Below are 25,465 nucleotides of genomic sequence, written 5' to 3'. Positions count from 1 at the left end.
ATGACGAGTGAGATCCATCACACACAGTCCGTTGGTCGTTATCGAGACGTCTTCCGTCGCTCCGTCGAGGACCCCGAGTCCTTCTGGCTCGAGGCTACAATGCAGATCGACTGGGACGCGGCGCCCACCCGAGCCGTCGATGACAGTAACGCCCCGCTCTATCGTTGGTTCCCTGACGGGGTGCTCAACACGTCCTATAACTGTTTAGACCGTCATGTTGCGGCCGGCTTTGGTGATCGGCCCGCCCTGATTCATGACGCGCCACTGGCCCCTGAAGGCCAGCAACGCACCGCCTACACCTATGCCGAGCTCACCGAGGACGTTGCACGCTGCGCCGGGATGCTCCGCGCCGCCGGAGTGAATGCAGGCGATCGTGTAGTGGTGTACCTGCCGATGATTCCTGCCGCGGCCATCACGATGCTTGCGTGTGCTCGCCTGGGCGCGGTGCATTCCATGGTGTTTGGCGGTTTCGCGCCCAAGGAACTGGCAGCTCGCATCGACGACGCGCAGCCGACTGCGGTGGTCACCGCCACCGGAGGCGTGGAACCAACACGACGTATTGAGTATCTGCCGGCGGTGGCCGAAGCGCTTCGCTTGGCAACACACCGGGTGGAGGCGGTGGTGGTCAAACACCGCGACGGCTTCGAGACCGCCGTGGCTGACGTCTCGGCGCAGTCAGCGCCTACTCATTGGCTCGACTGGGACGACGCCATCACTCAGGCGGATGCGGTGGCTCCGGTTCCAGTGCGCGCCACCGACCCCCTGTACATTCTCTATACCTCCGGTACCACTGGCGCACCCAAAGGGGTGGTGCGCGATCACGGCGGGCACGCCGTTGCGCTGCGCTGGTCCATGGAGAACATCTACGACGTCGGGCCTGGGCAGGTCATGTTCACCGCCTCGGATGTCGGCTGGGTGGTCGGACACTCCTATATTGTCTACGCGCCCCTGCTGGCCGGGGCCACCTCGATTCTCTACGAAGGCAAACCGGTGGGCACCCCGGATGCGGGAGCCTTTTGGAGGCTGATCGAAGAGTATGGGGTGCGCTCGTTCTTCACCGCCCCGACCGCGCTGCGGGCCGTTCGCAAGACGGATCCCGACGGCTTGCTACGGGAAGGCCGGGACCTTTCCAGCCTCAAGACCCTGTTCGTGGCCGGGGAACGGCTGGACCCTGAGACCCAGCGCTGGGCTGCGGATCTGCTCGGGGTGCCGGTGGTGGACAACTGGTGGCAGACCGAAACCGGCTGGCCCATCGGCGCCAATCCGGTGGGCCTCGAGCCGCTGCCCATCAAAGAAGGATCCTGCACCGTGCCCTCACCCGGATACGCGGTCGAGGTGCTTGACGCCCTCGGCAAGCCGGTGGGCCCCGGTGAAGAAGGCAATATCTGCTTGAAATTACCGATGGCGCCCGGCAACCTGCCCACCCTCTGGGGCAATGACCAGCGCTTCATCGACTCATACCTCACAGCCTTCGACGGGTACTACGCCACCGGAGATTCGGGATACATCGACGACGACGGCTACCTGTTCGTGATGGGCCGCACCGATGACGTCATCAACGTCTCGGGCCACCGGCTCTCCACCGGGGCACTCGAACAGGCGCTGGCCTCCCATCCGGCGGTCGCCGAATGCGCGGTCATCGGTCTGGACGACCAGCTCAAGGGCCAGCGCCCTTTCGGCTACGTGGTGCTGAAATCTGGCGTTGAGGTCCCGGGAAGTGGCTCTACCGCAGAAGAGGAGCTCCTGGCGCAGCTGCGGGCGACGGTCCGCGAGTCCGTCGGAGCGGTCGCCGACTTCAAAGAGGTCGCCATCGTCGAAGCGCTACCCAAGACCCGTTCGGGGAAGATCCTGCGCAAGACGATGCGGCAATTGGCTCAGGGGGATGAGATGAAAGTGCCCTCCACCATTGAGGATGCCACGGTGCTCGACGCGCTCGCGCCAATCCTGCGTCGCGCTCGCTGACCGGTACGATACTGAGGAGAAACCCCAGCGAACAGCAGACAGGAGGCACGGGAATGACCGAGGACGCGACCACGCTTATCGACGCCGAAACGGTCGATGATGCTGCGTCCGGTTTCCTCGTGACCTTGCCGAATTTCAACGGTCCCTTTGATCTGCTGCTTTCGCTGATCGCTCGGCGCCGGATGGACGTCACCGAGATCGCCCTGGCCGAGGTCACCGACGAGTTCCTCTCCTATGTTCGCACCCTGGAAACCACCGAGGCGGCACTGGACCAATCCAGCTCCTTCGTGGTGGTGGCCGCCACCCTGCTGGATCTCAAAACGGCTCGGCTCCTTCCCTCGGGCTTTTCCGACCCAGAAGAAGAACTGGCGCTGCTCGAAGCCAAGGACCTTCTCTTCGCACGGCTGCTGCAGTACAAAGCGTTCAAAGAAGCTGCCGGACTGATGCGCACCCGTATGGAGATCGAATCCGCACGCACGCCGCGGCAAGCCAGCATCGATCCGCAGCTGCTGTCGGTGCTGCCCGAACTGGTCTGGACCCTGAGCGCCGAGCAATTCGGTCAGCTCGCACACGAGGTGCTGAACCGCCCCGTGGAGCCAGCTGAAACCGTGGGGGTGGATCATCTCCACGCGCCAGCGGTGTCCGTGCAAGAACAAACCACCATCATGGCCCAGCGCCTCTCGACCGCCGGGGTGCTGAGCTTCGGCGAGCTCATCGCCGACGCCGAATCGTCTCTGGTGGTCGTAGCTCGATTCCTGGGGCTGCTGGAAATGTTCCGCGACCGGCTCATCCAGCTTGACCAGCCGACGCCGCTGGGTGAAATCACCGTGGAGTGGGCCGCGATCTCATGACCGCACTCGACACCGACAGTCACGGCCACGACCCGGGCGTCGAACGGCTATACGCGGACCTGGAATCGGTGCTGATGGTCATCGACGAGCCCGCCACCGTAGACCAACTCGCCCAAGCAGTCTCCGCTCCCAGCCCCGAAGTGCGCGCCGCTTTGCGTGCGCTGGCTGCCGACTACGACGGTCTGGGCAGCGGACCGCGGCGTGGCTTCCAATTGCGCGAGATCGCCGGCGGCTGGCGGATCTACTCCCGTCCCGAGCACTCCAGCGTCGTCGAAAGGTTTATGGCCGACGGCGGCACCGCGAAACTCAGCCAAGCCGCCCTGGAGACCCTCGCCGTCATCGCGTATCTGCAGCCGGCCACGCGCTCGCGGGTGGCAGGGATCCGCGGAGTGAACTCCGATTCCGTGATACGCACCCTGGTGACCCGAGGCCTCATCGCCGAAGCTGGTCAGGAACCGGTGACGAGTGCCACCCTGTACACGACCACCGGGTACCTGCTGGAGCTTTTGGGCATCGACTCGCTGGACGAGCTACCGAAGCTCTCGCCCTTGCTGCCCGGCCTGGGCGACTTGGACGATTTTCCCGAGTCGTGAGGGATCCATCGCCTGCACCGAGTGGTAGCGACCGTCGGAGAGGTGAATCAGCTCGGCTTCCTGAGCACAGCGAATAGCGCGTTTCAGCCAGTCGGCGTTCGCCGTGAACACGCGCTGTATGCCGAAACGGTTTCCCAGGGCCGTGATCAGCTCGTCCGGGGCTAGCCCTGAAGCCTGTTCGGCCAGAACGACGTCGACCAGATTCATCAGTTCCCAGGGCGAGATGGCCTTGATCGGACGCTGTTCTTGCGACGACTCGCGGAAGAGACGCCACCGACGGGGCTCGGTGTCGTTTTTCCAGCAGAACCCGTCGTCATCGATGGTGATGGGCGCGTTCTGTAACTGGTGAGAAATGCTCTTCGTCAGTTTCTTGGATGTCCGCTTCACGCCGAACATGCGAGTGACCCCACGGACGAGATCGTCTTGGTGGATCGGGCCATAATCATCCACCAGCGACTCGATGGCCTGGCGTACGACCGCGCGAGCGCGGCCGGTGCGCATGTTCTCGATCTGATCGCGTTCACCGATCAATTCCGGTTCCATCGGCTCCCAAGCCATGATCCGTTGCGTCAGTGACGTCCGGGCACTGAGTTGTGAGGACTTTTTCTCTTCACTGGACTGCGCCGGTGGCGCCGTTTTCACTGTGGTGGGTGACGTTTCTTCAGAAGCATCGGTGGGATCAGCGACCTCGTCGACGCGGGTGTCATCGGCGATGACGTCGGAGTGATCCTCACGGGGGTGTGGATCCGAGAGGGGGTTCTCTTTGGTATCGCGATACATGAATATCAGGATCTTGGCGCGCAGCTGCTCGAGTGATGTCAGTGTCTGTTCGGCTTTGATGTATGACGCAAGCTCGGCTGCAGCGTTGACGGCTGTGAGAGCATGGAACGGCTCGATCTCGTCGCCGGGATGCGCCACCAGGTTCCGGGACAGCCGCAGCACCTGGCCGTAGGTGCTGAAAAGTCGGCGATGATTGCCACGGTCGAAGGGGTGCCCCAGGGCGCCCAACCGTTCCGTGATCATTCTGAGCTGCAAGGCCGGGTCGGTGTGTTCATAGGCGCGGGGCGGGACGCCCTTCTGTCGGTCCAGTTCGGACAGCACCATGGTCCATTCGAGATCGGGGCCGATTTCCTCGGCCATGACCCTGGCGAGGTGCTGGTCGAGAGCAGGGCTCAGAATCTTCAGTGCGGATGAGATCCAATAGCTGGGCAGATCTGCTTCCGGCATGGTGGTCAGGGTCATGATGTTCTCCTCGTGTGCGTTGATAATTCGTCGGACTCCGCAACCGACTGTTGGTTGTATGGGAGAGTGAACCACCCAGCACGGACAGGCTAAGCGTGCTATCGAACACCGAACGCGATGCCGAGTTCACTTCCACCACCGGGTAATGAGACAATGAAGGTACTCACGCTCGACTCCGAGCACATATCTCTGAATTAGAACCAGGATTTTTCATGAGCAACCGCAAGCCGAGAGGCTCCGGTCCAGGGAATTCTCCCCGCCGTGCCTCATCCCGCCGTACTCCCGCCACCGGTCACAAGGGCGGCCCCTTCGGCCAAGCCGACTACGATCGCAATCTGGGCGCGGCCCGCAATGTCAAGAAGAACCGTCCCACCGGGGATCAGGCCGAACAGAACTTCTCCCAGGTGCACCAGCCCGAAGGCGAGCGCCTGCAGAAGGTGCTGGCTGGGGCCGGTGTGGCCTCGCGTCGAGTATGCGAGGACCTGATCACCGAAGGTCGCGTTGAAGTCGACGGCGTCATCGTCACCGAACTCGGTGTGCGCGTCGATCCCGCCACCGCGGTGATCCACGTTGACGGCATCCGCGTCCGGGCGTCGACCCAACAGGTCTACTACGCCTTCAATAAGCCCCGTGGTGTTATCTCCACCATGGAGGACCCGGAGGGCCGGCCCTGCATCGCAGACTACGTCAAGGACACTCGGGAGCGCCTGTTCCACGTGGGCCGCCTCGACAACGAGACCGAAGGGCTACTCGTTTTGACCAACGACGGCGAATTGGCCAACCGGCTGGCTCACCCGCGTTACAACATCGCCAAGACCTACCTGGTGCAGGTGCGCGGTCCACTCGACAAAGGCATCGGGAAGCAGCTGCGCGAGGGCGTGGAACTTGAGGACGGCCTAGCCCGGGTCGATTCGTTCCGTGTGGTGGACTCCACCCCCGGGCACGTGCTCGTCGAGGTGGTGCTGCACTCCGGGAAAAACCGCGTGGTGCGCCGCATGTTCAAGGAGGTTGGCTACCCTGTGCAGCGCCTGGTGCGCGTGGCCATGGGCCCGATCACTCTTGGCAACCAGAAACAGGGCACCGTGCGCCCGCTCAATGATCAGGAGATCGGACACCTGATGTCGGCGGTCAAGCTATGACCCCGACTCCAGCCGAAGATACCGCGGCGCTGGAGAAGGTCACCCAGACCACTCAAGCCCGCCATACGATTCCGACGCCGGTGCTGGTGCGCGGCACCGGGCTGCTCGGTACCTCCATCGGACTGGGCCTGCGCGCCGCAGGGCTCGAGGTGTTGCTTTCCGACCCGTCACCCTCGGCTCTGGCCGTGGCGCAGGACATCGGCGCCGGAACCATCCTGGACTCTGAGTCTGCTGCGGCCACGGGCCGCCAGCCCGGCACCGTGGTGGTGGCTGCCCCTCCTGACGTGGCAGGCGAGGAGATCATCCGCGCGCTGGAAATGTATCCGAGCGCCGTCGTGTTGGACATTGCCTCCGTGAAGGGTGCGATCGCCGAACAGGTGCATCGTGCCGTGATTGATCAGCGCATCACCGCATCTCAAGCCAGCCGCTACGTGGGCACTCACCCGATGGCCGGACGCGAACGCTCCGGCCCGGTCGCTGCTCGTGGTGCGCTGTTCACCGCGGCCCCGTGGGTGATCTGCGCTGAGGATTCGACCCGGCCGGATTCCGTGGCCGCCGCCGAGGACCTGGCGCGGCTACTGGGAGCCACCGTGTTCACTATGACCGCAGCCGAGCACGACGATTCGGTGGCCTTGATCTCGCACCTGCCTCAGATCGCGGCCTCGCTGTTGGCCTCACGGCTCCAGGACACGTCCACGCTGGCGCTGTCCCTTGCCGGAAACGGGCTGCGTGACACCACTCGGATCGCGGCCTCGGACCCGCAACTGTGGGTGCAGATCCTCACCGCCAACGCCCCACAGATCGCCCCGATCCTGCATGGCATGCGCGAGGATCTGGACCGGCTGATCACCACCTTAGAGAACCCGACGGCGGATGGCTCGCGGCTCGACGTCGCCCAGCTGATCTCCGAGGGGAACCGCGGCCAGGCCCGGATTCCTGGCAAGCACGGTGCCCCTCCGCAGGCTTTTTCAGTCGTGACCGTGCTGGTGGACGACACCCCGGGACAGATCGTGGCGGTGCTCACCGATGTGGCCGAGGCTGGCATCAACGTGGAGGACCTGCGCCTGGATCACTCCGCCGGCTACGAGGTCGGCATGCTGGAAGTGTCGGTCGTGCCCGGCCGCAAGGAAAAACTCGTCGAGGAACTGACGAATCGCGGATGGAAGGTGGTTTGAGCATGAACACCCCCGAAACCACAGACCGGAACCATCTGGTCATCGCCTTGGACGGGCCTTCAGGGTCCGGAAAGTCGTCGGTATCGAAGCAGGTGGCGCGCGCCCTGTCCGCCTCCTACCTCGACACCGGTGCCATGTACCGCGCAGCCGCCTGGTGGGCGCAGTACACGGGGATCGACCTCAGCTCCGATGAGGTCGATCCTGAAGCCGTCACCAGAGCAGTAGAACAGATGCCGCTGGTGATCTCCACCGATCCGGATCACGAGCGCGTCGTCGTCGCCGATTCTGACATCACCGAGGAGATCCGTAGCCCGGACATCTCGAGCCTGGTGTCAGCGGTGGCCACGAACCGGGACGCCCGGGCTCTCCTGGTGGGTCGGCAGCGCGAGCTGATCGATCAGTCCGAGCGCATCGTGGCCGAAGGCCGCGACATCACCACCGTGGTGGCCCCCGACGCCCACGCCCGCATCCTACTCACCGCATCGGAGCAAGTGCGCCTGGCCCGGCGCGGTGCCCAACTCAACGAAGCCGGTTCCGCAGTGACGCAGACGGAGCTCTCGGCACAGGTTGCCGGACGTGACGCCAAGGACTCCACCGTGGTGGATTTCATGACCCCCGCGGAGGGTGTGGCCCTCGTGGACTCCTCCGCCTTGACTTTCGAAGAAACAGTGCAGGCCGTGCTCGAGGCGATCGAGGCACAAACCGCACCACCGCGCAGCGACGTTGCGCCGACACGTACGGAGATACACCATGACTGAACACCCCGATAATCAAGGGTCCGCCGAAAGCGCTGGCGAGGAATACCAGCCGTCCGGTGACGACCAGGTCGCCGAGCGCCTGGCCGCGATGACCGAAGAAGAACAGCAGGCTCGCGCCGATGCCTTCCGCGCCGGTCTCGAGGACTACGAGCTCGAAGCCGACGACGCCGCCTTGCTCGCCGAATGGGACGGCATTGACGTCGACGCCGACCCCGAGATCATTCCGCCGGTGCTGGCCATCGTAGGTCGCCCCAATGTGGGCAAGTCCACCCTGGTCAACCGCATCATCGGCCGCCGCGAAGCCGTCGTGGAAGACGTCCCCGGCGTGACCCGCGACCGTGTGAGCTACCAGGCCGAATGGAACGGCACCGAGTTCACCCTCGTCGATACCGGCGGCTGGGAACACGACGCCAAGGGCATTCACGCTCGCGTGGCGGAGCAAGCAGAACGCGCCGTCGAAGTGGCTGACGCCGTGGCTTTTGTCGTGGACGCCACCGTGGGCATCACCGCCACCGATGAAGCGGTCGTGAAGATGCTTCGCCGATCCGGCAAGCCCGTCATCCTGGTCGCCAACAAGGTGGACGACATGGCCCTGGAAGCCGAAGCTGCGCAGCTCTGGGGCCTGGGTTTCGACTACCCGTACCCGGTCTCGGCTATTCACGGCCGGGGTACCGGTGACTTCCTTGACCGCGTGATCGAGGTGTTACCCGAGGAATCCGAATACGGGCACCTGCTGAACCTCGAAGGGCCACGTCGTATCGCACTGGTGGGGCGCCCGAACGTGGGCAAGTCCTCACTGCTGAACAAGCTGGCCGGGGAGAACCGTGTGGTGGTCGACGAGACCGCTGGCACCACGCGTGACCCGGTGGACGAGTACATCGAGCTCGGTGGCAAGCCGTGGCGCTTCGTGGATACCGCCGGTATTCGACGTCGTCAGCACATGGCCTCCGGTTCGGACTACTACGCCTCGCTGCGTACCCAGTCCGCTCTCGATAAGGCCGAGGTGGCCGTGGTGCTGCTGGAAGCCTCCGAGGTGCTCTCCGAGCAGGACGTGCGCATCATCCAGATGGTGCTGGACTCGGGACGTGCCATGGTCCTGGCCTTCAACAAATGGGACCTGATGGAGGACGACCGCCGTTTCTACCTGGAGCGTGAGATCGACCTCGACCTGCAACACGTGACCTGGGCGCCGCGAGTCAACCTGTCAGCAAAGACCGGCTGGCACAAGGACCGGCTCGTTCCGGCACTGGAGACCGCACTGGAGTCCTGGGACACGCGCATTCCCACCGGCAAGCTCAATTCGTTCCTGGGTGAGCTGGTCGCAGCCCATCCGCACCCGGTGCGCGGGGGGAAGCAGCCGCGTATCCTTTTCGCCACCCAGGTGTCAACGCAGCCGCCGAAGTTCGTGCTGTTCACTACCGGGTTCCTGGAGCCGGGATACCGCCGTTTCATTCAGCGCCGACTGCGCGAGACCTTCGGTTTCGAGGGCACTCCGATCGAGATCGGGATGCGCGTGCGCGAAAAGCGCAAGCGCCGCTGAAACTCAACTCTGGCATGAGGCCGGGCAACGGGGTCACTCTAGAACCATGGATGCAATCACTGTTCTGAGTGACCTCGCTGCCCGGCCTCTGCAGGCCATGGACTACTTCTGGGACGAGCTGGAGCCGGCGCGGATCAATGATCACCCCGGTGGACATCCCAACTCCATCGCCTGGCTACTGTGGCACTCGGCCCGTGAGACGGATGCGCAGATCGCCCCATTATCTGACACCTCAGAGGTCTGGACGGCTCAGGGGTTTGCGCAGCGCTTCGACTTCGACGGTCAGGACCTCGGCGCCCTCGACATGGGGTACGGCCAAAACCCAGCCGCTGCTGAAGCGATCACCGTGCCAGCAACGCAGGAGGGAAAGAGTCTGCTGCGCGAGTACCTGGAAGCGGTGTACCAGCATCTGGGGAAGTGGATTCAGACGTTGGACGCGTCAGAGCTCGACCGGGTGGTCGATCATCACTATGACCCTCCGGCGACCCTGGGCGTCCGCGTGATCAGTGTGATCGACGATGCTGTCCAGCACGTCGGACAAGCCGCGTATATCGCTGGGATGCCCTTGCGCCCATCTCACTGAGCTACATGCTGAAGAGCGCGTGAACCTCGGGCACCAACGTGCGACCGCCGAGTCCTTCCAGCTCCATGAGCACGGCCGTGCCAGCAACTTCCGCACCCATCTTCTCGATCAGCGCGCGTCCGGCGGCGAGCGTTCCGCCCGTCGCCAGCACATCGTCCAAGAGCAGCACCCGCATCCCCGGGATGATGTCTTCGGAGGCCTCGATCGTTGCCGTCCCATATTCCAGGTCGTAGTTGACGGAGGCTGCAGGTCGGGGGAGTTTGCCCGCTTTGCGCAACGGCGCCAGCCCGACTCCAGCCACCATGGCTGCGCTACCGGCGAGCAGGAATCCGCGTGCTTCTACCCCCGCGACGAGGTCGAACCGGCCCGAGAACGGTTCGATGAGGGCTTCCACGCAGTCGCGCAGAGCTTGAGCATCCGCCATGAGGGGTGTGATGTCGCGGAACTGCACACCCTGCTTCGGATAGTCAGGAATAGTGCGAATCAAAGACCGGGCAGCCTCGATCGCGGGTGACAGTTGTGTGGAAGAAGACATGTCTCCACTGTAATCGTGAACAACACGTCTTCTCGTTTCGCTGTTCTCGTTCACCGTGATGTAAGCTATCTCAGGTGAAAGATGCTGAAGGCATCTGAATCACGGGCATTGGCGCAGCTTGGTAGCGCGCTTGACTGGGGGTCAAGAGGTCGTGGGTTCAAATCCCGCATGCCCGACCATTGTTCTGAGTCGGCACATCGTTTACAGATGTGGTGGTTCAGACATGACAGATTGCCCGGGAACCGTGGGTTCGGTTCCCGGGCAATCGTTTTTTCTGTGCCGTGGGTTTGCGCGCGGGTTGGGGCTGATGCAGGGATAGGTGACAACTGATCTGGCTAGCCGATGGTTGGCCTGGAAGGATTGTCATCATGCCTAAGCCCTATCCCCGAGAGTTCCGCGACGATATTGTCCGGCTCGCTCAGAACCGGAATGAGAACACCACGATCTCCCAGATCGCCTCGGACTTCGGGATCCATGTCGGCACTTTGAACAAGTGGCTGCGCCAAGCCGACCTCGACGCCGGCCACACCACTGATCGCAAGCCCGGTGCCACCAGTGATGAGAAGGCGCAGCTGCGAGCAGCGAACCGCAGGATCAAAGTCCTCGAGCAAGAGCTGGAGGTCATGCGACGGGCCGCTGCCTACTTCGGGCAGGCTCAGATCCGGTCAAAATGAAGTACCCGCTCGTATGCGATCTGGCCGCCTCGGGAATCCCTGTGGCGGTAACGTGCCGGGTGCTGAAGATCGCCCGCCACCCCTACTACCAGTGGCTGGCCAATCCTGTGACGGATCAGGAATGGGAAGAGGCCCACCGGCTCAACGCGCTGATCGATGCCCACCGCGATGACCCTGAGTTCGGGTACCGATACCTCGCCGATGAAGCAGAAGAGGCCGGCTACCCGATGGCGCATCGGACCGCGTGGCGGCTCTGCCGCTCCCAGGGGGTGTTCTCTGTGATCAGCCGCAGGAAGAAGGGCAAGGGCACCCGCCCCGGTCCGCCTGTCCACGATGACCTGGTGCAGCGGCAGTTCAGCTCCGTGAAGTCGCTGAACGAGGTCTGGCTCACCGATATCACCGAGTATCACACCGGTGAGGGCAAGCTCTACCTGTGTGCGATCAAGGACGCCTGCTCCCGGCGGATCATCGGCTACTCCATCGATACCCGGATGAAGGCGTCATTGGCCGTACGTGCGCTCAATAACGCGATCGCCAACCGCCGCCGGACGGGTGCTGAGGTGGCCGGATGCATCGTCCACAGCGACCGCGGATCTCAATTTCGAGCAAAGAAATTCCTCCGCGCGCTGGAGCGCCACAGCCTGGTCGGATCCATGGGCAGAGTCGGCGCGGCCGGGGATAACGCGGCCATGGAGTCCTTCTACTCGCTGCTGAAGAACAACGTCCTCGACGCCCAGCCCTGGGCCACACGAGAAGAGCTGCGACTGAGGATCGTGCGGTGGATTGAGCGGACGTATCACCGAAGGAGGAAGCAGAAAGGGCTGGGGAAGTTGACCCCGATCGCCTATGAGGAGAAACTGCTCACGCAGGCGCTGACACTAGCGGTCTGAACAGGAAACCGAACCTGTCACCAGTTCCTGCATCAGCCCCGGCGCAGAGTGGGTGTGCACGTCTATAACCGGTGGCGAGCATGACGTACCGCGCTGGTCATCGGCTGGTTTCTTTCAGCGACAACTTGGCAGACAATAATTTACCGGAGCCATGGCAGCTGATTCCGCAGTTCTTCCTGCTCTGCCAGTAGCAGCGCGTGCTCATCGCGCAATGCCTGGTTGTCCGCTTCCAGCTCCTGCGGGTTCTCCGCGTAGAACGTGCTGAGCCAGTTGTTCAGCGTCGCAGGCGTAACGCCGAACTTCCGGGCAACCTGGGAACGCGGTTCGTGACTCTCCCGAGCAGCGGCGATGACCTTACGCCGGAAGTCGTCGGAGTAGCGAACCATACGGCTATTTTGCCGCATGGCAATTCACGGTGGAGGCAGTGGCTACCAGCGGTAGTCTCCCAGCTGAAAGTTGATCTGGCCTCCCTCGCTGATTACCTCGGCGTACTCGGTGAGTTCTGGGTCCGTGAGGCTACCGCCATCGCGTTCCCACATCTGTTTCAGAGCGGGCTTGACCTGTTCTACCGGCAGACCCGCGTACCGAGCGGTGAATCGGTCCATTTCTCGCTGCATCCTGCGGGTTTCGTCCCGGAGAGCACCACGGGTTTGCTTCTCGATTTCACGGCGGAACGCCTTTTCGTTGAAGTCCAGCTTCATCTTGGCCATGATTGGCCTCCTCTCGGTCAGCCCGGAATGTTCCGGGGATCCTTGGCGGGCGGGATGGTGTGCTTAGCGCGGAACTTCCCGTCGACGCCCGCGATGGTGACTTCGCCACCGCCAGCATTGTTCGAGTAGCCCCACGCCTTGTCGTAGGCGGCCTGCTGAGTGCTGGTCCGGGCAGAAGCACGTTGGTTGCCCACGCCCTTCGCCACCCAGTCGTCTCCGTCTCTGTAAACGGTGTAATCGGCCTTTGCCATAGCAGCTCTCCTTCCGTTGGTTCTGATGCTGCTACTTCAAGCGTAGAGACAGGGTCGGACATCGAAGGTGTCATCGAGCGCGTGTCGCAAGATATTGTGGATAGATAGCCCTGCGGATACTAGATGTTGTGTTTTTGGTTCGTTCTGGCTCTTCTCAGTCACCGCTGGTTGTGAGATAATACGGACAGCTTGCAGAGACGGTTCTGAGCTCGATTGCTCCCGCTCTGCGAGGATCCAACTCCAGGCCAGATCGGTGCGGTGCGCGTCGCCGTGTCGGTGGTCGCCGGTAGTGTGGATCACGAATCACTTAACACACCTGCGGGTGAGGGAGACGCACAACCACATGAGCAAGTCATTACTGGAGCAGTTGCCGCATATCGTCGCGGCAGGCAAGAGGCAAGCCGCACAGGTTCTAGAGCAGCTGGAGGGCAAGAACCGTGTGTCGCTGCAGACGCGTGAGCTCGTCATTCCATCCAAGGACACCAGTGCCGCAGACCTGTTCGCGAGCGCAAGTCAGTCGAGTGGAATAACGGGCACAGGCGGGGGGACTCCCAATCGCCTAATTTATGGCGACAACCTCCTGGCGATGGCCGCCCTGCTGGCAGGAAACGACTCCACTCCGAGCTTGCGCGGCAAGCTAGATCTCATCTATATCGATCCACCGTTCGATTCCAAGGCAGATTACCGAACACAGATCAGGCTCCCTGGCGCGACGCTCAACCAGAAGCCGACGGTGCTGGAGCAGTTTGCCTACTCTGACACTTGGGCGGACGGGACTGCGTCGTATCTTGCGATGCTTACGAGCCGGGCCATTTTGATGCGCGAGCTACTTGCCGACAATGGGACGATGTGGGTGCACCTGGACTGGCATGTTGGGCATTACGCCAAAATCGTCCTAGATGAAATATTCGGAAGAAAGTCGTTTCTGAATGAAGTTGTTTGGAAGCGGAAGTTTGGTAATGCTGCAGAGTCGAGAAGGCTGGGATCTGCATACGACACTTTGTTCGTCTATGCCAAGGACGACCAAGACTATTTCTTCAACCCGGTAAGAGAAAAGAACTCGGATCATGTAAAGCAGTACATCGAATCGCGCTTCACTCGTAAGGATGCTGACGGGCCGCACGCTGGGCGGCGCTGGATGCCATACCCTCTTGCTAACCCGGGTGACCCTACAGAGAACCTCGTCTACGAGTACAAAGGCTATAGTCCTCCGGCTAAAGGGTGGCGTATGGTCCGAGAGAAGCTCGAGGCTCTTGATCGTGACGGTCGGATCTACTTTCCGGCAAAGCACGACCAACGACTTCAAGAGAAGAAATTCCTTGACGAGTACGAGGGCCAGCCGGTCAACTCCTTGTGGCAGGACATCTTCGTCATTAACTCTCAAGCGCGAGAGGCCGTTGATTATGATACCCAGAAGCCAGAAGCCCTACTTGAACGAATAATTAGGATTTCATGTCCCGAGGGTGGTCTTGTCGGTGACTTTTTCTCGGGTTCGGGAACTACTGCTGCTGTGGCAGAAAAGATGGGCAGAAGCTGGATTGCAAGTGATCTAGGGAAGCCAGCGACGATGATCGCCCGTAAGCGTCTCATCGATCAGGACGCTAAACCTTTCCTTTACCAAGCCATTGGTGACTACCAGGTGGAGCAGGCCCGCTCAACGCTTGGCCGCAAGTTCCGCGTGGGTGACCTGGCGCAGGTGGTGCTCAATCTATTCGGCGCCGTGCCGCTGGCTGCTGAGGAGAATGTCAACAACAGCCTAGGACGGCTGCCGAATACCAAGACGCTCGTCTTCACGGACAGCCCGTCGAAGATGACGACAGTCTCTACACTTCGCCGCGCCCAGGGCTATCGAGACTCCAAGCTCGGCGGCTTCGAGAAGGTCATCGTGCTGGGGTGGAACTTCTCTGCCGGTATCGGACAAGACATTCAGGATTTGAATGATCCGAACCTCGAAGTGCTGGTGATTCCGCCAGACCTTCTGGATCGCATCAAGAAGAAGGGTGCAGACAAGCTTGCTGGACAGGTCCGGTTCTCTAGCCTTCAGTACCTGGAGGCAACGGTCCCAGCGCGTGAGGTGTCGGGTTCGGATGAGCTCCTCACCGTGGATCTAAAGAACTACGTACTGCTGTCACCGGAAGCGATCAACTTGGACGACAAGAACCGCTCTGCCCTGCAGCAGGTCATGAACGAGGACCCGCTGGCGCTCATTGAGTACTGGGCCGTCGATCCGGACTACGACGGTGAAGTGTTCCGCTCTGTTTGGCAGGACTATCGCGGCAATACAGAAAACAACGACGATCCGCTGCGCGTGGTGACTCAGGCGCAGGTGCAAGTGCCGCGCGCCCCGGGACCACGACGAGTGTGCGTACGAGCTGTCGATGTCTTCGGCTTTGAGTCCGAAGTCATCGTCGACGCTGTGGAGGTGTCGGCATGAGTAAGGCCCTCGATAATTTCCCACTGGCTACTGGCCTCTCCCGGCTAGTGACCCCGCACATTGATGATCTGGTTGCCGGTCGTGACCCGGAGTTTCTCCATCAAGTCACGCCGACAACTGCAGAGTTGCTGAAGTTCTGGTTTCAGCAGGATTACTGCGATATCCGGCAGCTGAACTTCCATGAGGGGCAGCGTGCGGCGATTCTGCATGTGATCTATGCCCATGAAGTGTTGGGTGTGACGCGCCTGCAGGATCTCTATGAAGCGGTTGCCCGCGATGCGATGCTTGACGGCGGTGTTCTCGGTGAAGTTACCCGTGACCGGCACCAGCATCCGAAGTATGCCGCGAAGATGGCCACCGGTACTGGTAAGACCTGGGTGCTCAACGCCCTGTTGGTCTGGCAGTACCTGAATAAGGTCGCTGCGCCGGACGACTCTCGCTTCACCAGTAACTTCCTACTGGTAGCCCCGGGCCTTATCGTCTACGACCGCCTGCTTGATTCATTCCAAGGCAAGATGGTTGACGGGGAGCGAGACTTCAGTACCAGTGACATCTATAAGCAGAGCGACCTGTTCATCCCAGAGAACTACCGCACGCAGGTCTTTGGCTTTTTGCGGTCCTCGACGGTGACAAAGCATGACATTGGTCGCAAAGTCACCGGCGGTGGCCTAGTTGCTATCACCAACTGGCACCTCCTTGCTGGAGTCGAGGATCCCAACTTCGTCGATGAAGATGAGGACGATGCCGTCACCGCCCCAGGGGAAGAGGTCGACGCGAAGAAGGCGGCATCTAGTTTCCTGCCACTGACACCGGGAACGGCATCAGGTAATGCACTGGAGACGCTCGACCGCCGATTCGCTCGAGGCGGTCCGCTGCAGGCGTTGGTGGACCTGCCCGACTTGATGGTCTTCAATGACGAGGCCCACCACATCCATGAAGTAAAGAAAGCGGAGGAAGTCACCGACGTCGAGTGGCAAAAGAGCCTACTGGAGATCGCTGCAACCAAGGGCTCAAAGTTCATTCAGATGGACTTCTCCGCCACCCCGTATAACGAGGTTGGTTCGGCACGGAACCGCAAGAAGCAGTATTTCCCCCATATCGTGGTGGACTTCGACCTTACCCGCGCTATGCGTGCAGGCTTGGTGAAGTCGCTGGCGCTGGATAAGCGCAAGGAAGTCGCCGCGCTGCCGCTGAACTTCAAGGCTGAGCGCGACGAGCAGAACAAGGTTTCAGGGCTCTCTGATGGTCAGCGGACTATGCTGCGCGCTGGGTTGCGCAAGCTCCAGATTCTGGAGAACCAGTTCGCCGATGTGGACCCGGATAAGCACCCGAAGCTGCTGGTGGTCTGTGAGGACACGGCAGTTACCCCACATGTTGAAGAGTTCCTCCTCGCTGAAGGACTGGCACAGGATGACGTCCTGCGCATCGACTCCAACAAGAAGGGCGAGCTGAAGCCCAAGGAATGGGAGCCGGTCCGCGAACGTCTTTTCAATGTGGATCGGCACAGCCAGCCAAGGGTCATCGTCTCCGTGCTGATGCTGCGCGAGGGCTTCGACGTCAATAACATCTGCGTCATCGTGCCGCTGCGCGCCTCTCAGGCTTCGATCCTGCTGGAACAGACAGTGGGGCGTGGTCTGCGCCTGATGTGGCGCGGCAACCCGGCCATCGATGAGAAGAAACAGGAGACCCGGGACCGCATCGCTCAGCGGCTTGAGCCGACGAATTTCTTCGATGTCCTTTTTGTCGTTGAGCACCCGGCGTTCTCTGAGTTCTACGATGAACTGCTGGACGCGGGCGTGGCCGGTGAAGTTGACGATGATGCCGACGACACTCCGGCAACTGGCGACGTCATGAATGTGGACCTTCGGCAGGGATACCAGGCCTACGACTTTGAAGTCCCTATCGTGATTCGGGAAGCGGACGAGGAACTACAGGCTCCTGTGCTGAATCCGAGGACCTTCCAGAAGAGCAAGTACCAGCTGGACTGGTTGCTGCAGCAGGTTGGCGAGGGAGACAGGTTCGCCTCACACGATGCTGAGACCGGGCTGCAGTACGGCGACTACCGTGTGGACGGCGGTGTCATGACCGCCACGGGGTATAACGACTACCTCTCGCGCATGACCACCCGTATCTCCGAGGCTATGTCTCGAAACATCACCAAGAGCGCCAAGCAATACAAGGAGTTCAGTCGCTTCCCGCTGATGCAGACCTTCCGTCCGCACCTTGCTGGATGGATCGACACCTACATTCGCCACCGCATGTTCGGCGAAGAGTTCGACCCGATGGAGAACGAGAACTGGCGCGTGCTACTGATTGAAGATGTAGCGCATGACATTGCGGGACAGTTCGCCACGCGGCTTACCGAGCTCGAGTCTAACCAGACTTCGACAGATTGGCTGGTAGATCATCGGTGGACCTCGGAAGTGAAGACGATCCCGGTCAGCTTGGCGGGGTCCATTGAGGTGACAAAGTGCATCTTCCCTCGACAGCCTTTCCCGCTGCGTGGCGGCGGTCTCGAGCGGCAGTTCATGGAGTGGCTCGACCAGGACACGGCAGTCGAGGCCTTCATCAAAGTGCATGAATACCGGCACGACTTCGTCCGTCGCCCCTACCTAAAAGCCGATGGCATGCCCGGGCAGTACTCACCGGACTTTCTGGTGCGCACAGACACCGATGTGTACGTGGTCGAGACAAAAGCGCAGTCGGCACTCAGCGACGAGAACGTAAAACGTAAGAAGCGAGCTGCTCTGGACTGGTGCGAGAAACTCAACGAGCTCCCCGAAGAGGAGCGCGACAGCCGGACTTGGTCCTACGTTCTACTTGGAGAGAAGACCGTCAAAGACTGGCGCGATAAGGGCGCGACACCAGTGGAGCTTTTGGAGTTCGCACGTTTGCGCCCGATAGATACTGCTACGAGGCAGCGTTTGCTGTAGAGGGAGATGAGTCTTGGCTGAGCTGGAAGAAGCACTCGTTGAATGGGCCGCTAGGCTTCCCCTCTGGCAGCGCGACCTATTGCGTCGCGTAGCTGAGGGGGAAGTTCTTTCGTATGATGTTGTTGAATCACTCAAGGACGCAGTTCTCAATGAGTCCATCAATGCGAGCCTGCCTTGGTATAAACCTCCGGAACTCCCTAAGCAACTGGAACTTGTGCCACTCACCGCAGATAATCTGCAGCGAGCTTCTAGTAGCGAGCCTCCGACGGCGTTGACTCGAATACACCATCTGGATGGGGTAAACAGTTTAGCGCCCGGGGCATCTCTAGAATTTTCGCCTGACTCAGGGCTCACAATCATTGCCGGACTTAACGGTACCGGGAAGTCCGGATATACCCGGATCATCAAACAGGTTGCTCATACGAGAGTTCCGGACACTATTCTTCCTAACGCTTTCAAAGTAGACATCACACCCAGTGCCGTCGTGCATTATCAACTCGGTGATAAGGAGGGCGCTGAGTTTACATGGAGCCATGGTGAAGAATGCACCTCAGGCGATCTGCGACGGATCAGAGTCTTCGACACACTAGAAGCCGCCAAGCTTGTTGGATCCTCGAACGACGTGGCCTATGTTCCGCCCGCATTGGATATTCTGAGTGATTTCACCTCAGCGCTTACTCAGCTAGGAGATAAGATCGGCGAATTGCTCCAGAAAACGGAGCTGAAGCAGCGCACATTCGACCAACTAGATTCAGGTAAAGGGCGTGAGATACTTGAGCGTCTCGGGACGGAAGCTGGTCGCCGTAAACTGCTGGAACTGAAGCCATTAACCGATGAGGAACTAAAGGAAATTAAGGAACTCCCGGCGCAGATTAGCAGGATCACTTCGAGCAGTCCTGCGAAGCTCGCAAGTCAACATTCGTCTAGATCAAGTCAAATTCGATCACTCGAATCTCATGTTAAGGAGATTGACGGAAACTTCGGTCCCGTCGCGATTGAGAAGTTAGCGGTAGTTAGGGGACAGCTCTCTGCAGCCGAGAATGCTGCAGAAGCCCAAGCCTTGGCCTCAAGTAGTGCAGAGCTTGGGCCGGTGGAGACCGCAGAATGGAAACAGCTGTGGGAGGCTGCTGCTGAATTCTCGCTGCAGCACTGCGATACTGCTTTCCCTCACGAGGTTGCAGGAAAAGACTGCCCTCTTTGTGGACAAGCCATCTCCGAAGATGCTCAGGAACGCGCTCAGAGAATCAAGGCCTTTTTGGAGGGCGAGGCCCAGAAGACAGTAGACGCTGCGCGGGAAACTTGGAAAGAGGCACTTCTAAAGATATCGTCAGTGAACTTAGATGTGCTCACAGAGGAGCGCACCCAACTTCTGAAGTCCCTTGATGCGGACACAGAGTTGGCTTCGATTAAAACCCTGGTAGGGAACGCCCGTCTAATCAGTCAAGATATTGATGCATCCAAATCCTTGAGTAGTAGTGACGAAAGATCGGCAGAGATTTCTCGTCTCTGCCGGGATGTACTCGAGACCCTTGCGAAATACCGATCGAACGAGGATGCGGAAGCCGAACGATTGAGAGTTGCTGAAGAAGACGCAAGCCTCGTTGCTAGCCTCAGAGACCGGCAAGATTCCTTAACTCTGCAGAAGCGTCTCCTCGAAGTGCAGCAAGAGTTAGGGCGCGAACATGATCTGCGTATATGGATTGATTTACTGAAAGCAGCGAAGAAATCGTGTGGTACTGGCTCCGTGAGTCGAAAGCACGGTGAGTTAGCGAGGGATTACGTCGAAAAAGTTTGCGGTAAATTTGAGTCTGAGGCACGAAACCTCGGTATTGACCGTGTACCTGTAGAACTTATCTATGATAAGACCTCTAAAGGAACCAGCTACGTTAAAGTCTCTCTCAAGGGGTCAGATCTAGCTCCGAGTGAAGTGCTCAGCGAAGGAGAGCAACGGGTTGCCGCTATCGCAGGATTCTTTGCTGATCTCACTGAGTCGGGGGATAAATCGACACTTGTATTTGACGACCCTACTTCTAGCCTTGATCAAGAGTTCCGTACTGACGTCGCCAAGCGACTTATCCAAGAAGCGGAAGAACGTCAGGTGCTTGTATTCACTCACGACTTCACGTTCGTTCAATACCTTTTCGAAGAGAAGAGAACGATAGACCTGGCGCGAGGAGCAAAGGGCCTAAGTCCAACTGGCGAGTTTGGCTACCTGCATATAAATAGGGCTCCGCATGGAGCTGGTGTGGTTACTTCTGAGTCTGAGTGGCGTCATGCCACTGTCTCCAAAACAGTTGGGAGAATTAGGCAGCGTATTCAAAATATCCGAAAGCTATATAAAAGTGGCGACCCTGTGGCATATAGGAATGAGGCGAGTGACATAGCCAGTTCCATCCGCGTCGCGTGGGAAGCTTTAGTGGAGGAGGTCTTGTTGCACGGTGTCGTTACAAGACACGAACGTGCCGTGAAGACTCAGCAACTCCACCGTGTTCTTGCGCTTGAGGAGCGTGACGTAATGGCAGTTAACCTCGGAATGACCATTGAATCTCGATTCATGAATGGACACCGAGCGCCGACTGGTGACGGTACTCGGCCGCTTAATCCAGGCGAACTAGAAGTCGAGATCGACAATCTCGAAGAGGTCAGGAAGCGGCACCATAAATGATCGCTGTAGAATCGGCGGACAGATTTGGTTCTTCATGGGACTGGGGTACGGTTCCAGAGTGGGTCACTGCAGCGTTTACTGGAATGGCCCTAATTGCAGTACTCGCAGCTGTCAGCCAACTTCGAATTCACAATAGACAGCTCCATCGCGAGTTGGAGAATCAATATCTCCAGCGATTCTGGGGCTTGTGGGATGCGCGGCCGGAAAAGTTCAAACGCACAGACAGGATAAAGCACGCTGGTTCTGTGTGGATCCGGGACTATCTTACGCTTAGTAACGATCAAGTTGAGCTTCGAGAACTTGGGCGAGTTACCGATGGCACATGGAATTTCTGGGCTCGTGATATTGCTAGTTTTTGTTTTGATTATCCAGAATTGGCAGAAGAAGCCAGAAAGAACTACGCTGCCCTCCGAGGGCTGCTCTCGGATCCGCAGATTAAGCGAGCGATTAGCGACCGGAGTGTTAAAGTGTATGATCCCCTGAAGTGGTCACGATTTGAGCGTTGGCGACAAGGGTTGTTGGGCTAGAGCTTAAGAATATTTGAATGTTGAAATGTTGTCACTCCACAGGTCCTGGCATAACCCCGACGGTTTTGAGGCGTCTCCGCACGGTCTTGGTCGTAAAGCCGAGCCTGCGTCCAATGTCGCCAGTTCCGAGACCTGATTCGTAAAGTCGGACCATCTCGGTAAGTGCCTGCTGGCTGACCTTGCCCTTGGCCTTGCGGTGCACCCCGGCTTGACTCGTGTACTTCAAGACGACGGCACGGTGACAGCGATACCGGGTGGTGAGTTCTGACATTGGCATACCTGCTCGATAGTCGGCAATGAGTTGGTCGATCTCCTCCAGCGTGAATGCCCGGCGTGGGCGCTTCCGCGACGGCTGCTCCGCCTCCTGGCCGGAGGTAGTGGGCCGAGTCAGGCTACTGATCTCGTCAAGCAAGGCATGCACCTCTTTTGACAGATTGTCCATTTTGTTTGCTTGTACCCCTGTTAGGCCGACTTTGTTCTAAGTCGGCACATCGTTTACAGATGTGGCGGTTCAGAAATGACAGGTTGCCCGGGAACCGTGGGTTCGGTTCCCGGGCAATTGCATTTTCTACGCGGTGGTTCTTCGGACCTGAGTCGTGCCAGATTTAGTGCGTAGTTTTTGAGACCAACGAGTCGAGCAGTTTCTGGGCGTCTGCGGGGATGGACGGAGCCGCGGTGAGCTGTTGCCCATTGATATCAATCGTGACCGTCCGCAAAGGTCTCAGCGCTTGCACGAGTTTCTTGATACTCACCCCAGTCACTGCTTGCAGGTGACGAGCTACGGCCAGCGCGCAGAACACGATCGTCAAGTGCGCCTCGATCGAGTCCCGCTGATGATGGAACATCGGCCGGGCACGGAGATCGCTCTTCGCCATCCGGAATGACTTCTCGACCTTCCACAGATCGTGATACGCAGCAACCACTGCGCCACCCTCCAAGACCTGCGGGCTAATATTCGTCACGTAGCCTTTCAAACCCAGTAGCTGTCTGGCTCGCTCGACCAGCGCCCAATCCACCCCGGGTTTCTTCCCGGTGAGTTTCACGAACCGGTCCTTGCGCACTGGCCGGGCCCCGGAGGCGACTTTCTCTGCTTTCTCGATCTGCTTATTCAACGAGTAGTTATCGCGCTTCTCACGCTGGAACGAGTAGTGATACACCACCCTGCGCGCCCTGGCATTAGTGCCGGTACCCATGGTGCGTGATGATTCCAGGACCTGCCCGTCGGTGAAGTAAGTGCCATGACGGTCGAAATGCTCCGCCAGGTCATACGGGGCTTTCGTGATCCTCGAGCCGACAATGAAAGAGAACCCCGCATCCTCCAAAGCATTGAGGTTGGCTGCTGAGAGCATCCCCGCATCAGCGACGACCACCAGATCCTTGACCTGGTGACGGTCTTGGAAAGACCGCAGCACCGGGACCAGGGTCAAGGTCTCGGCCTTGTTGCCTTCGAAACAGTGGATCTCTAAAGGGAACCCCTCACGATCCACCAGTAACCCGACCACGATCTGTGGATCGACTCTGCGTTCTTTACTCATCCCGACTTTGCGTAGCTCGTCTTCGTCATTGGCGTCGAAGTACAAGGTCGTGACGTCATAAAGCACCACAGACAAGCCAGCATGGCCTGCGGTCTTCAGGGCGTGTGCGTAGGCTGCCCGGCTGAACCCATCCCGCCAGTCCTGGCTAATGGATTCAGCCAGGGTACGCCAGATCGTGCGCAATGACGGGGCCTTCACGCCGAGTTCTTCCAGGACACGGATCGTGTCCGTTTTCGAGGTCGGCTCGATCAGTCGGGCTAACACCAGCTTCTGGAACACCGTGTTCCCCACCCCGGTGAAGCCCAGATGCTGATACGCGTCCTCCAACACGTTCCACAGCAGTTGAGCTGAGGAACCCGTCCCCCTCGGCCCGATGAGCGCAACGCTGGGCTGAGCACCCGGTTGGTCCGGGGTGCTGGGAAGTTCGAGGTCGAGTTCTTCTTGATCCCCTGCGATCTTGGTTTTCGCGATATGAACCAGTGCGGCGATCTCGGCATCAGTATGCCCGGAGCCGATGTGTTCTACGATCTTCTGGATCCCGCGCTTGGTATGAGCAATCTGGACCGCGGTCGCTCCTGAAGCGGTCTTCACTTTCCGCACGAACAAGCCCACCTGCACAGTCTAGTCGGCACACGATTAGTGCGTAGATTCAGGAACCCGAACCGCGGAATATCAACGATCTACACCCCTCGACCACTTATTTTCAACAAACATGGCACGACTCAGGTCGGACGGTTTCGTTTCCACATCCGATATCGGTGATGCGAATACTCTTGCCCGAGTACACAGCCTGAACGATCCATAGCGCTGCCTTCTGGAGCGGGACAGCACGGAAGTGCCGCAGCAAAGCAATCAACGGTAATGCTGGCAAGTCCGGATACGGCAGAGATCCATCACGGTGTTGATCCGCCTCAGCTGGTGTGGGGGTCCTCGGGTTCTGACCGGTAAACAGCGTCGCCTATGTGTTGATGCAAGACACTGCCTGACGGACATTTTTTGCGATTTCGCCTGAGGGCGATTACGCCTCATCGACAGGAATTGATAGCTCCGGTGCCGTCCGTGCGGTCCCGGGGCTCTTGCTATCTCGACGCATCTCAGTGTTATGTGGGTTGTATGCCAGAACGCTTGCTTTGTGCGGCGTGTCATCGCCTGGATCGTCGTCGTGGTTTTGGCTGATCCCGATTCTGTCCTCAGCGGTGGAACGATTTCGCGTCGGGTTTCTGAATGCGATCACACCTATAGTTAGATAGGCTTGCAATTAGATAAGCTAACTTCTATGCATTGTGGCGGTGGAAACGCCACGGCGGGACGGAGCGCAGAGCCATCGGATCCGAGGGAATCATCGACCGTTCGGTGTTACCGAAGCGCAATACTGCGGCGCCAGAGATAGTGAGTCTCCGCGATGTCAACAGCGTCGAGATGTCCGTCTCCAAGGCCGACTTCCTCGACGCGGTCTCCACCGAACTGGCGCACGTGATTGAGCACAGAGTGTCCACCTCAGGGTCGGACCGGATGGTCCAGATGTGGCAGAGGATCGGGCGCATGATCGAGGGTGGTAAGCGGTCCCGGCCGGCCCTGGTGCACTTGGGGTTTCGCACCTTCGACGGCCGGAGTGACGCACCAGTGGTCAAGCTGGGCTGTGCTGTCGAGTTGCTGCACACCGCCTTCGTCGTCCACGATGACGTCATCGATCGCGATTTCATACGTCGAGGTGGCCCCACCCTGTCTGCGGAATACCGTGACGACGCACTGGAAATGAGACAGAATCGCCGCGACGCCGAACACGTTGGCCATTCAGCCGGTGTGCTCGCGGGAGATGTCTTGCTTGCGGAGGCGATCCGCCTGGTGCATGAGTCCGTACGTCATGAACCCGCGGGACTGGAGATTGTTGAGGCCTTCCACTCAGCGATCCTGAGCTCAGCTGCTGGTGAGCTAGACGATGTGCTCTTCGCCACCGGTGTGGGTGACCCAAACCTGGATCGAGTGCTGCAGATGCATCGGTTGAAGACTGCTGCCTACTCGTTTGAAGCCCCACTGCGCATCGGGGCGATGCTGGCTGGCGCTCCTTCAGACACTGCTGCTCAGTTGGCGGAAGCCGGTGCTCATCTGGGCATCGGATATCAGATTATTGATGACGTGCTCGGTACCTTTGGCGACCCCGATGCCTCCGGAAAGCCTGTCGATTCCGACCTGCGGGAGCGAAAATTCACGGTACTCATCGCCCTGCTCCAGGACATTCCGGAAGCGGAGCCAGTGGTCCGGGCGTGGCGGGATGGCGAGGACCCGATAGACGTGATGCGCACCGCGCTGACCACGTACGGCATCGAGCAACGCGCCCGCATGGTGGCCCAGCTGTGCTGCGACCGAGCCCGGGCCGGACTGGAGACGCTCCCGTTGACGGAACAGGCCCGTGCTGAGTTCGACGTCGTCATAGATGACCTTCAGCGGCGAGGGGCATGATGGGCACG

At 59.8% G+C, this 25,465-nt stretch carries 21 protein-coding genes and 1 tRNA gene; 15 read left to right on the top strand and 7 right to left on the bottom strand.

Translation table 11 applies throughout. From position 1 onward, the window contains the following. From P8192_RS09175 to scpB, 3 genes are read left to right on the top strand one after another with little or no spacing between them, the layout of a single operon-like run. On the top strand, positions 1–1,962 hold the full coding sequence (locus P8192_RS09175; RefSeq protein ID WP_278156443.1) for an AMP-binding protein: 1,962 nt from the start codon (positions 1–3) through the stop codon (positions 1,960–1,962). Between the two features lie 53 nt (positions 1,963–2,015). Then, entirely contained in the window at positions 2,016–2,813 is a 798-nt protein-coding gene (locus P8192_RS09170; protein ID WP_278156441.1) for a segregation and condensation protein A, read from the top strand. After that, on the top strand, positions 2,810–3,406 hold the full coding sequence (scpB, locus tag P8192_RS09165) for an SMC-Scp complex subunit ScpB (RefSeq protein WP_278156439.1): 597 nt from the start codon (positions 2,810–2,812) through the stop codon (positions 3,404–3,406). Before P8192_RS09170 ends, scpB begins: the two co-directional genes overlap by 4 nt. On the opposite strand, the gene P8192_RS09160 is transcribed toward scpB, so the two are convergent. Further along, positions 3,344–4,648 (bottom strand): Swt1 family HEPN domain-containing protein, encoded by a 1,305-nt coding sequence (locus P8192_RS09160; protein ID WP_278156438.1) that lies wholly within the window; start codon positions 4,646–4,648, stop codon positions 3,344–3,346. The genes scpB and P8192_RS09160 overlap by 63 nt on opposite strands. 212 nt (positions 4,649–4,860) lie before the next feature. Between P8192_RS09160 and P8192_RS09155 the strand changes: the two genes are divergently transcribed. The 5 genes from P8192_RS09155 to P8192_RS09135 are packed head-to-tail and all read left to right on the top strand — an operon-like array spanning position 4,861 to position 9,843. Next, positions 4,861–5,787 carry a pseudouridine synthase gene (locus tag P8192_RS09155; RefSeq protein ID WP_278156436.1) on the top strand — a complete coding sequence of 309 codons (927 nt, stop codon included), beginning with the start codon at positions 4,861–4,863 and terminating at the stop codon, positions 5,785–5,787. After that, positions 5,784–6,962: a prephenate dehydrogenase gene (locus P8192_RS09150; RefSeq protein WP_278156434.1), complete on the top strand. Its 1,179-nt coding sequence runs from the start codon at positions 5,784–5,786 to the stop codon at positions 6,960–6,962. Before P8192_RS09155 ends, P8192_RS09150 begins: the two co-directional genes overlap by 4 nt. Before the next feature lie 2 nt (positions 6,963–6,964). Beyond that, positions 6,965–7,720 carry a (d)CMP kinase gene (cmk, locus tag P8192_RS09145; RefSeq protein WP_278156432.1) on the top strand — a complete coding sequence of 252 codons (756 nt, stop codon included), beginning with the start codon at positions 6,965–6,967 and terminating at the stop codon, positions 7,718–7,720. Beyond that, complete coding sequence (der, locus tag P8192_RS09140; protein WP_278156430.1) at positions 7,713–9,260, top strand: ribosome biogenesis GTPase Der; 1,548 nt, start codon at positions 7,713–7,715, stop codon at positions 9,258–9,260. Before cmk ends, der begins: the two co-directional genes overlap by 8 nt. 46 nt (positions 9,261–9,306) lie before the next feature. After that, a complete protein-coding gene (locus P8192_RS09135) occupies positions 9,307–9,843 on the top strand; it encodes a mycothiol transferase (RefSeq protein WP_278156428.1) in 537 nt (178 codons plus the stop codon). Position 9,844: 1 nt separating this feature from the next. On the opposite strand, the gene P8192_RS09130 is transcribed toward P8192_RS09135, so the two are convergent. Beyond that, positions 9,845–10,378 (bottom strand): adenine phosphoribosyltransferase, encoded by a 534-nt coding sequence (locus P8192_RS09130; protein ID WP_278156426.1) that lies wholly within the window; start codon positions 10,376–10,378, stop codon positions 9,845–9,847. A gap of 102 nt (positions 10,379–10,480) precedes the next feature. Here P8192_RS09130 and P8192_RS09125 point away from each other — a divergent pair. Both P8192_RS09125 and P8192_RS09120 read left to right on the top strand, forming a co-directional pair. Then, positions 10,481–10,557: transfer RNA gene (locus tag P8192_RS09125), tRNA-Pro, on the top strand. Positions 10,558–10,746: 189 nt separating this feature from the next. Further along, positions 10,747–11,942 (top strand): IS3 family transposase gene (locus P8192_RS09120; RefSeq protein WP_431521102.1). Its coding sequence is split into 2 segments (ribosomal slippage): positions 10,747–11,025 and positions 11,028–11,942, totalling 1,194 coding nucleotides; the frame shifts between segments, so codons are not numbered across the junction. Between the two features lie 140 nt (positions 11,943–12,082). Here P8192_RS09120 and P8192_RS09115 read toward each other — a convergent pair. The 3 genes from P8192_RS09115 to P8192_RS09105 are packed head-to-tail and all read right to left on the bottom strand — an operon-like array spanning position 12,083 to position 12,903. Continuing rightward, on the bottom strand, positions 12,083–12,328 hold the full coding sequence (locus tag P8192_RS09115) for a transposase (RefSeq protein ID WP_278156424.1): 246 nt from the start codon (positions 12,326–12,328) through the stop codon (positions 12,083–12,085). A 42-nt stretch (positions 12,329–12,370) separates the two neighbouring features. Beyond that, a complete protein-coding gene (locus P8192_RS09110) occupies positions 12,371–12,652 on the bottom strand; it encodes a hypothetical protein (protein WP_278156422.1) in 282 nt (93 codons plus the stop codon). A gap of 17 nt (positions 12,653–12,669) precedes the next feature. After that, positions 12,670–12,903 (bottom strand): DUF2188 domain-containing protein, encoded by a 234-nt coding sequence (locus tag P8192_RS09105; RefSeq protein WP_278156420.1) that lies wholly within the window; start codon positions 12,901–12,903, stop codon positions 12,670–12,672. A 343-nt stretch (positions 12,904–13,246) separates the two neighbouring features. On the opposite strand from P8192_RS09105, the gene P8192_RS09100 reads away from it, so the two are divergent. From P8192_RS09100 to P8192_RS09085, 4 genes are read left to right on the top strand one after another with little or no spacing between them, the layout of a single operon-like run. Continuing rightward, positions 13,247–15,337, top strand: a complete 2,091-nt coding sequence (locus tag P8192_RS09100) for a site-specific DNA-methyltransferase (protein WP_278156418.1) — start codon at positions 13,247–13,249, stop codon at positions 15,335–15,337. Continuing rightward, positions 15,334–18,270, top strand: coding sequence for a DEAD/DEAH box helicase family protein (locus P8192_RS09095; RefSeq protein ID WP_278156416.1), 2,937 nt, complete (start codon positions 15,334–15,336; stop codon positions 18,268–18,270). The genes P8192_RS09100 and P8192_RS09095 overlap by 4 nt, the downstream gene beginning before the upstream one ends. Positions 18,271–18,283: 13 nt before the next feature. Next, entirely contained in the window at positions 18,284–20,935 is a 2,652-nt protein-coding gene (locus P8192_RS09090; RefSeq protein WP_278156414.1) for an AAA family ATPase, read from the top strand. Further along, entirely contained in the window at positions 20,932–21,462 is a 531-nt protein-coding gene (locus P8192_RS09085; RefSeq protein WP_278156412.1) for a hypothetical protein, read from the top strand. The genes P8192_RS09090 and P8192_RS09085 overlap by 4 nt, the downstream gene beginning before the upstream one ends. 31 nt (positions 21,463–21,493) lie before the next feature. On the opposite strand, the gene P8192_RS09080 is transcribed toward P8192_RS09085, so the two are convergent. Beyond that, on the bottom strand, positions 21,494–21,904 hold the full coding sequence (locus P8192_RS09080) for a hypothetical protein (protein ID WP_278156410.1): 411 nt from the start codon (positions 21,902–21,904) through the stop codon (positions 21,494–21,496). Between the two features lie 163 nt (positions 21,905–22,067). Next, positions 22,068–23,609 carry an IS1634 family transposase gene (locus P8192_RS09075; RefSeq protein ID WP_431521101.1) on the bottom strand — a complete coding sequence of 514 codons (1,542 nt, stop codon included), beginning with the start codon at positions 23,607–23,609 and terminating at the stop codon, positions 22,068–22,070. An 807-nt stretch (positions 23,610–24,416) separates the two neighbouring features. On the opposite strand from P8192_RS09075, the gene P8192_RS09070 reads away from it, so the two are divergent. Continuing rightward, the gene (locus tag P8192_RS09070; RefSeq protein ID WP_278156408.1) at positions 24,417–25,457 is read left to right on the top strand and encodes a polyprenyl synthetase family protein; all 1,041 of its coding nucleotides are present in this window, start codon (positions 24,417–24,419) and stop codon (positions 25,455–25,457) included. Positions 25,458–25,465: the final 8 nt, after the last annotated feature.

Origin of the sequence: Citricoccus muralis (genome assembly GCF_029637705.1) — a bacterium.
Classification (GTDB): domain Bacteria; phylum Actinomycetota; class Actinomycetes; order Actinomycetales; family Micrococcaceae; genus CmP2.
This window is presented reverse-complemented; position numbering and strand designations above follow the sequence as displayed.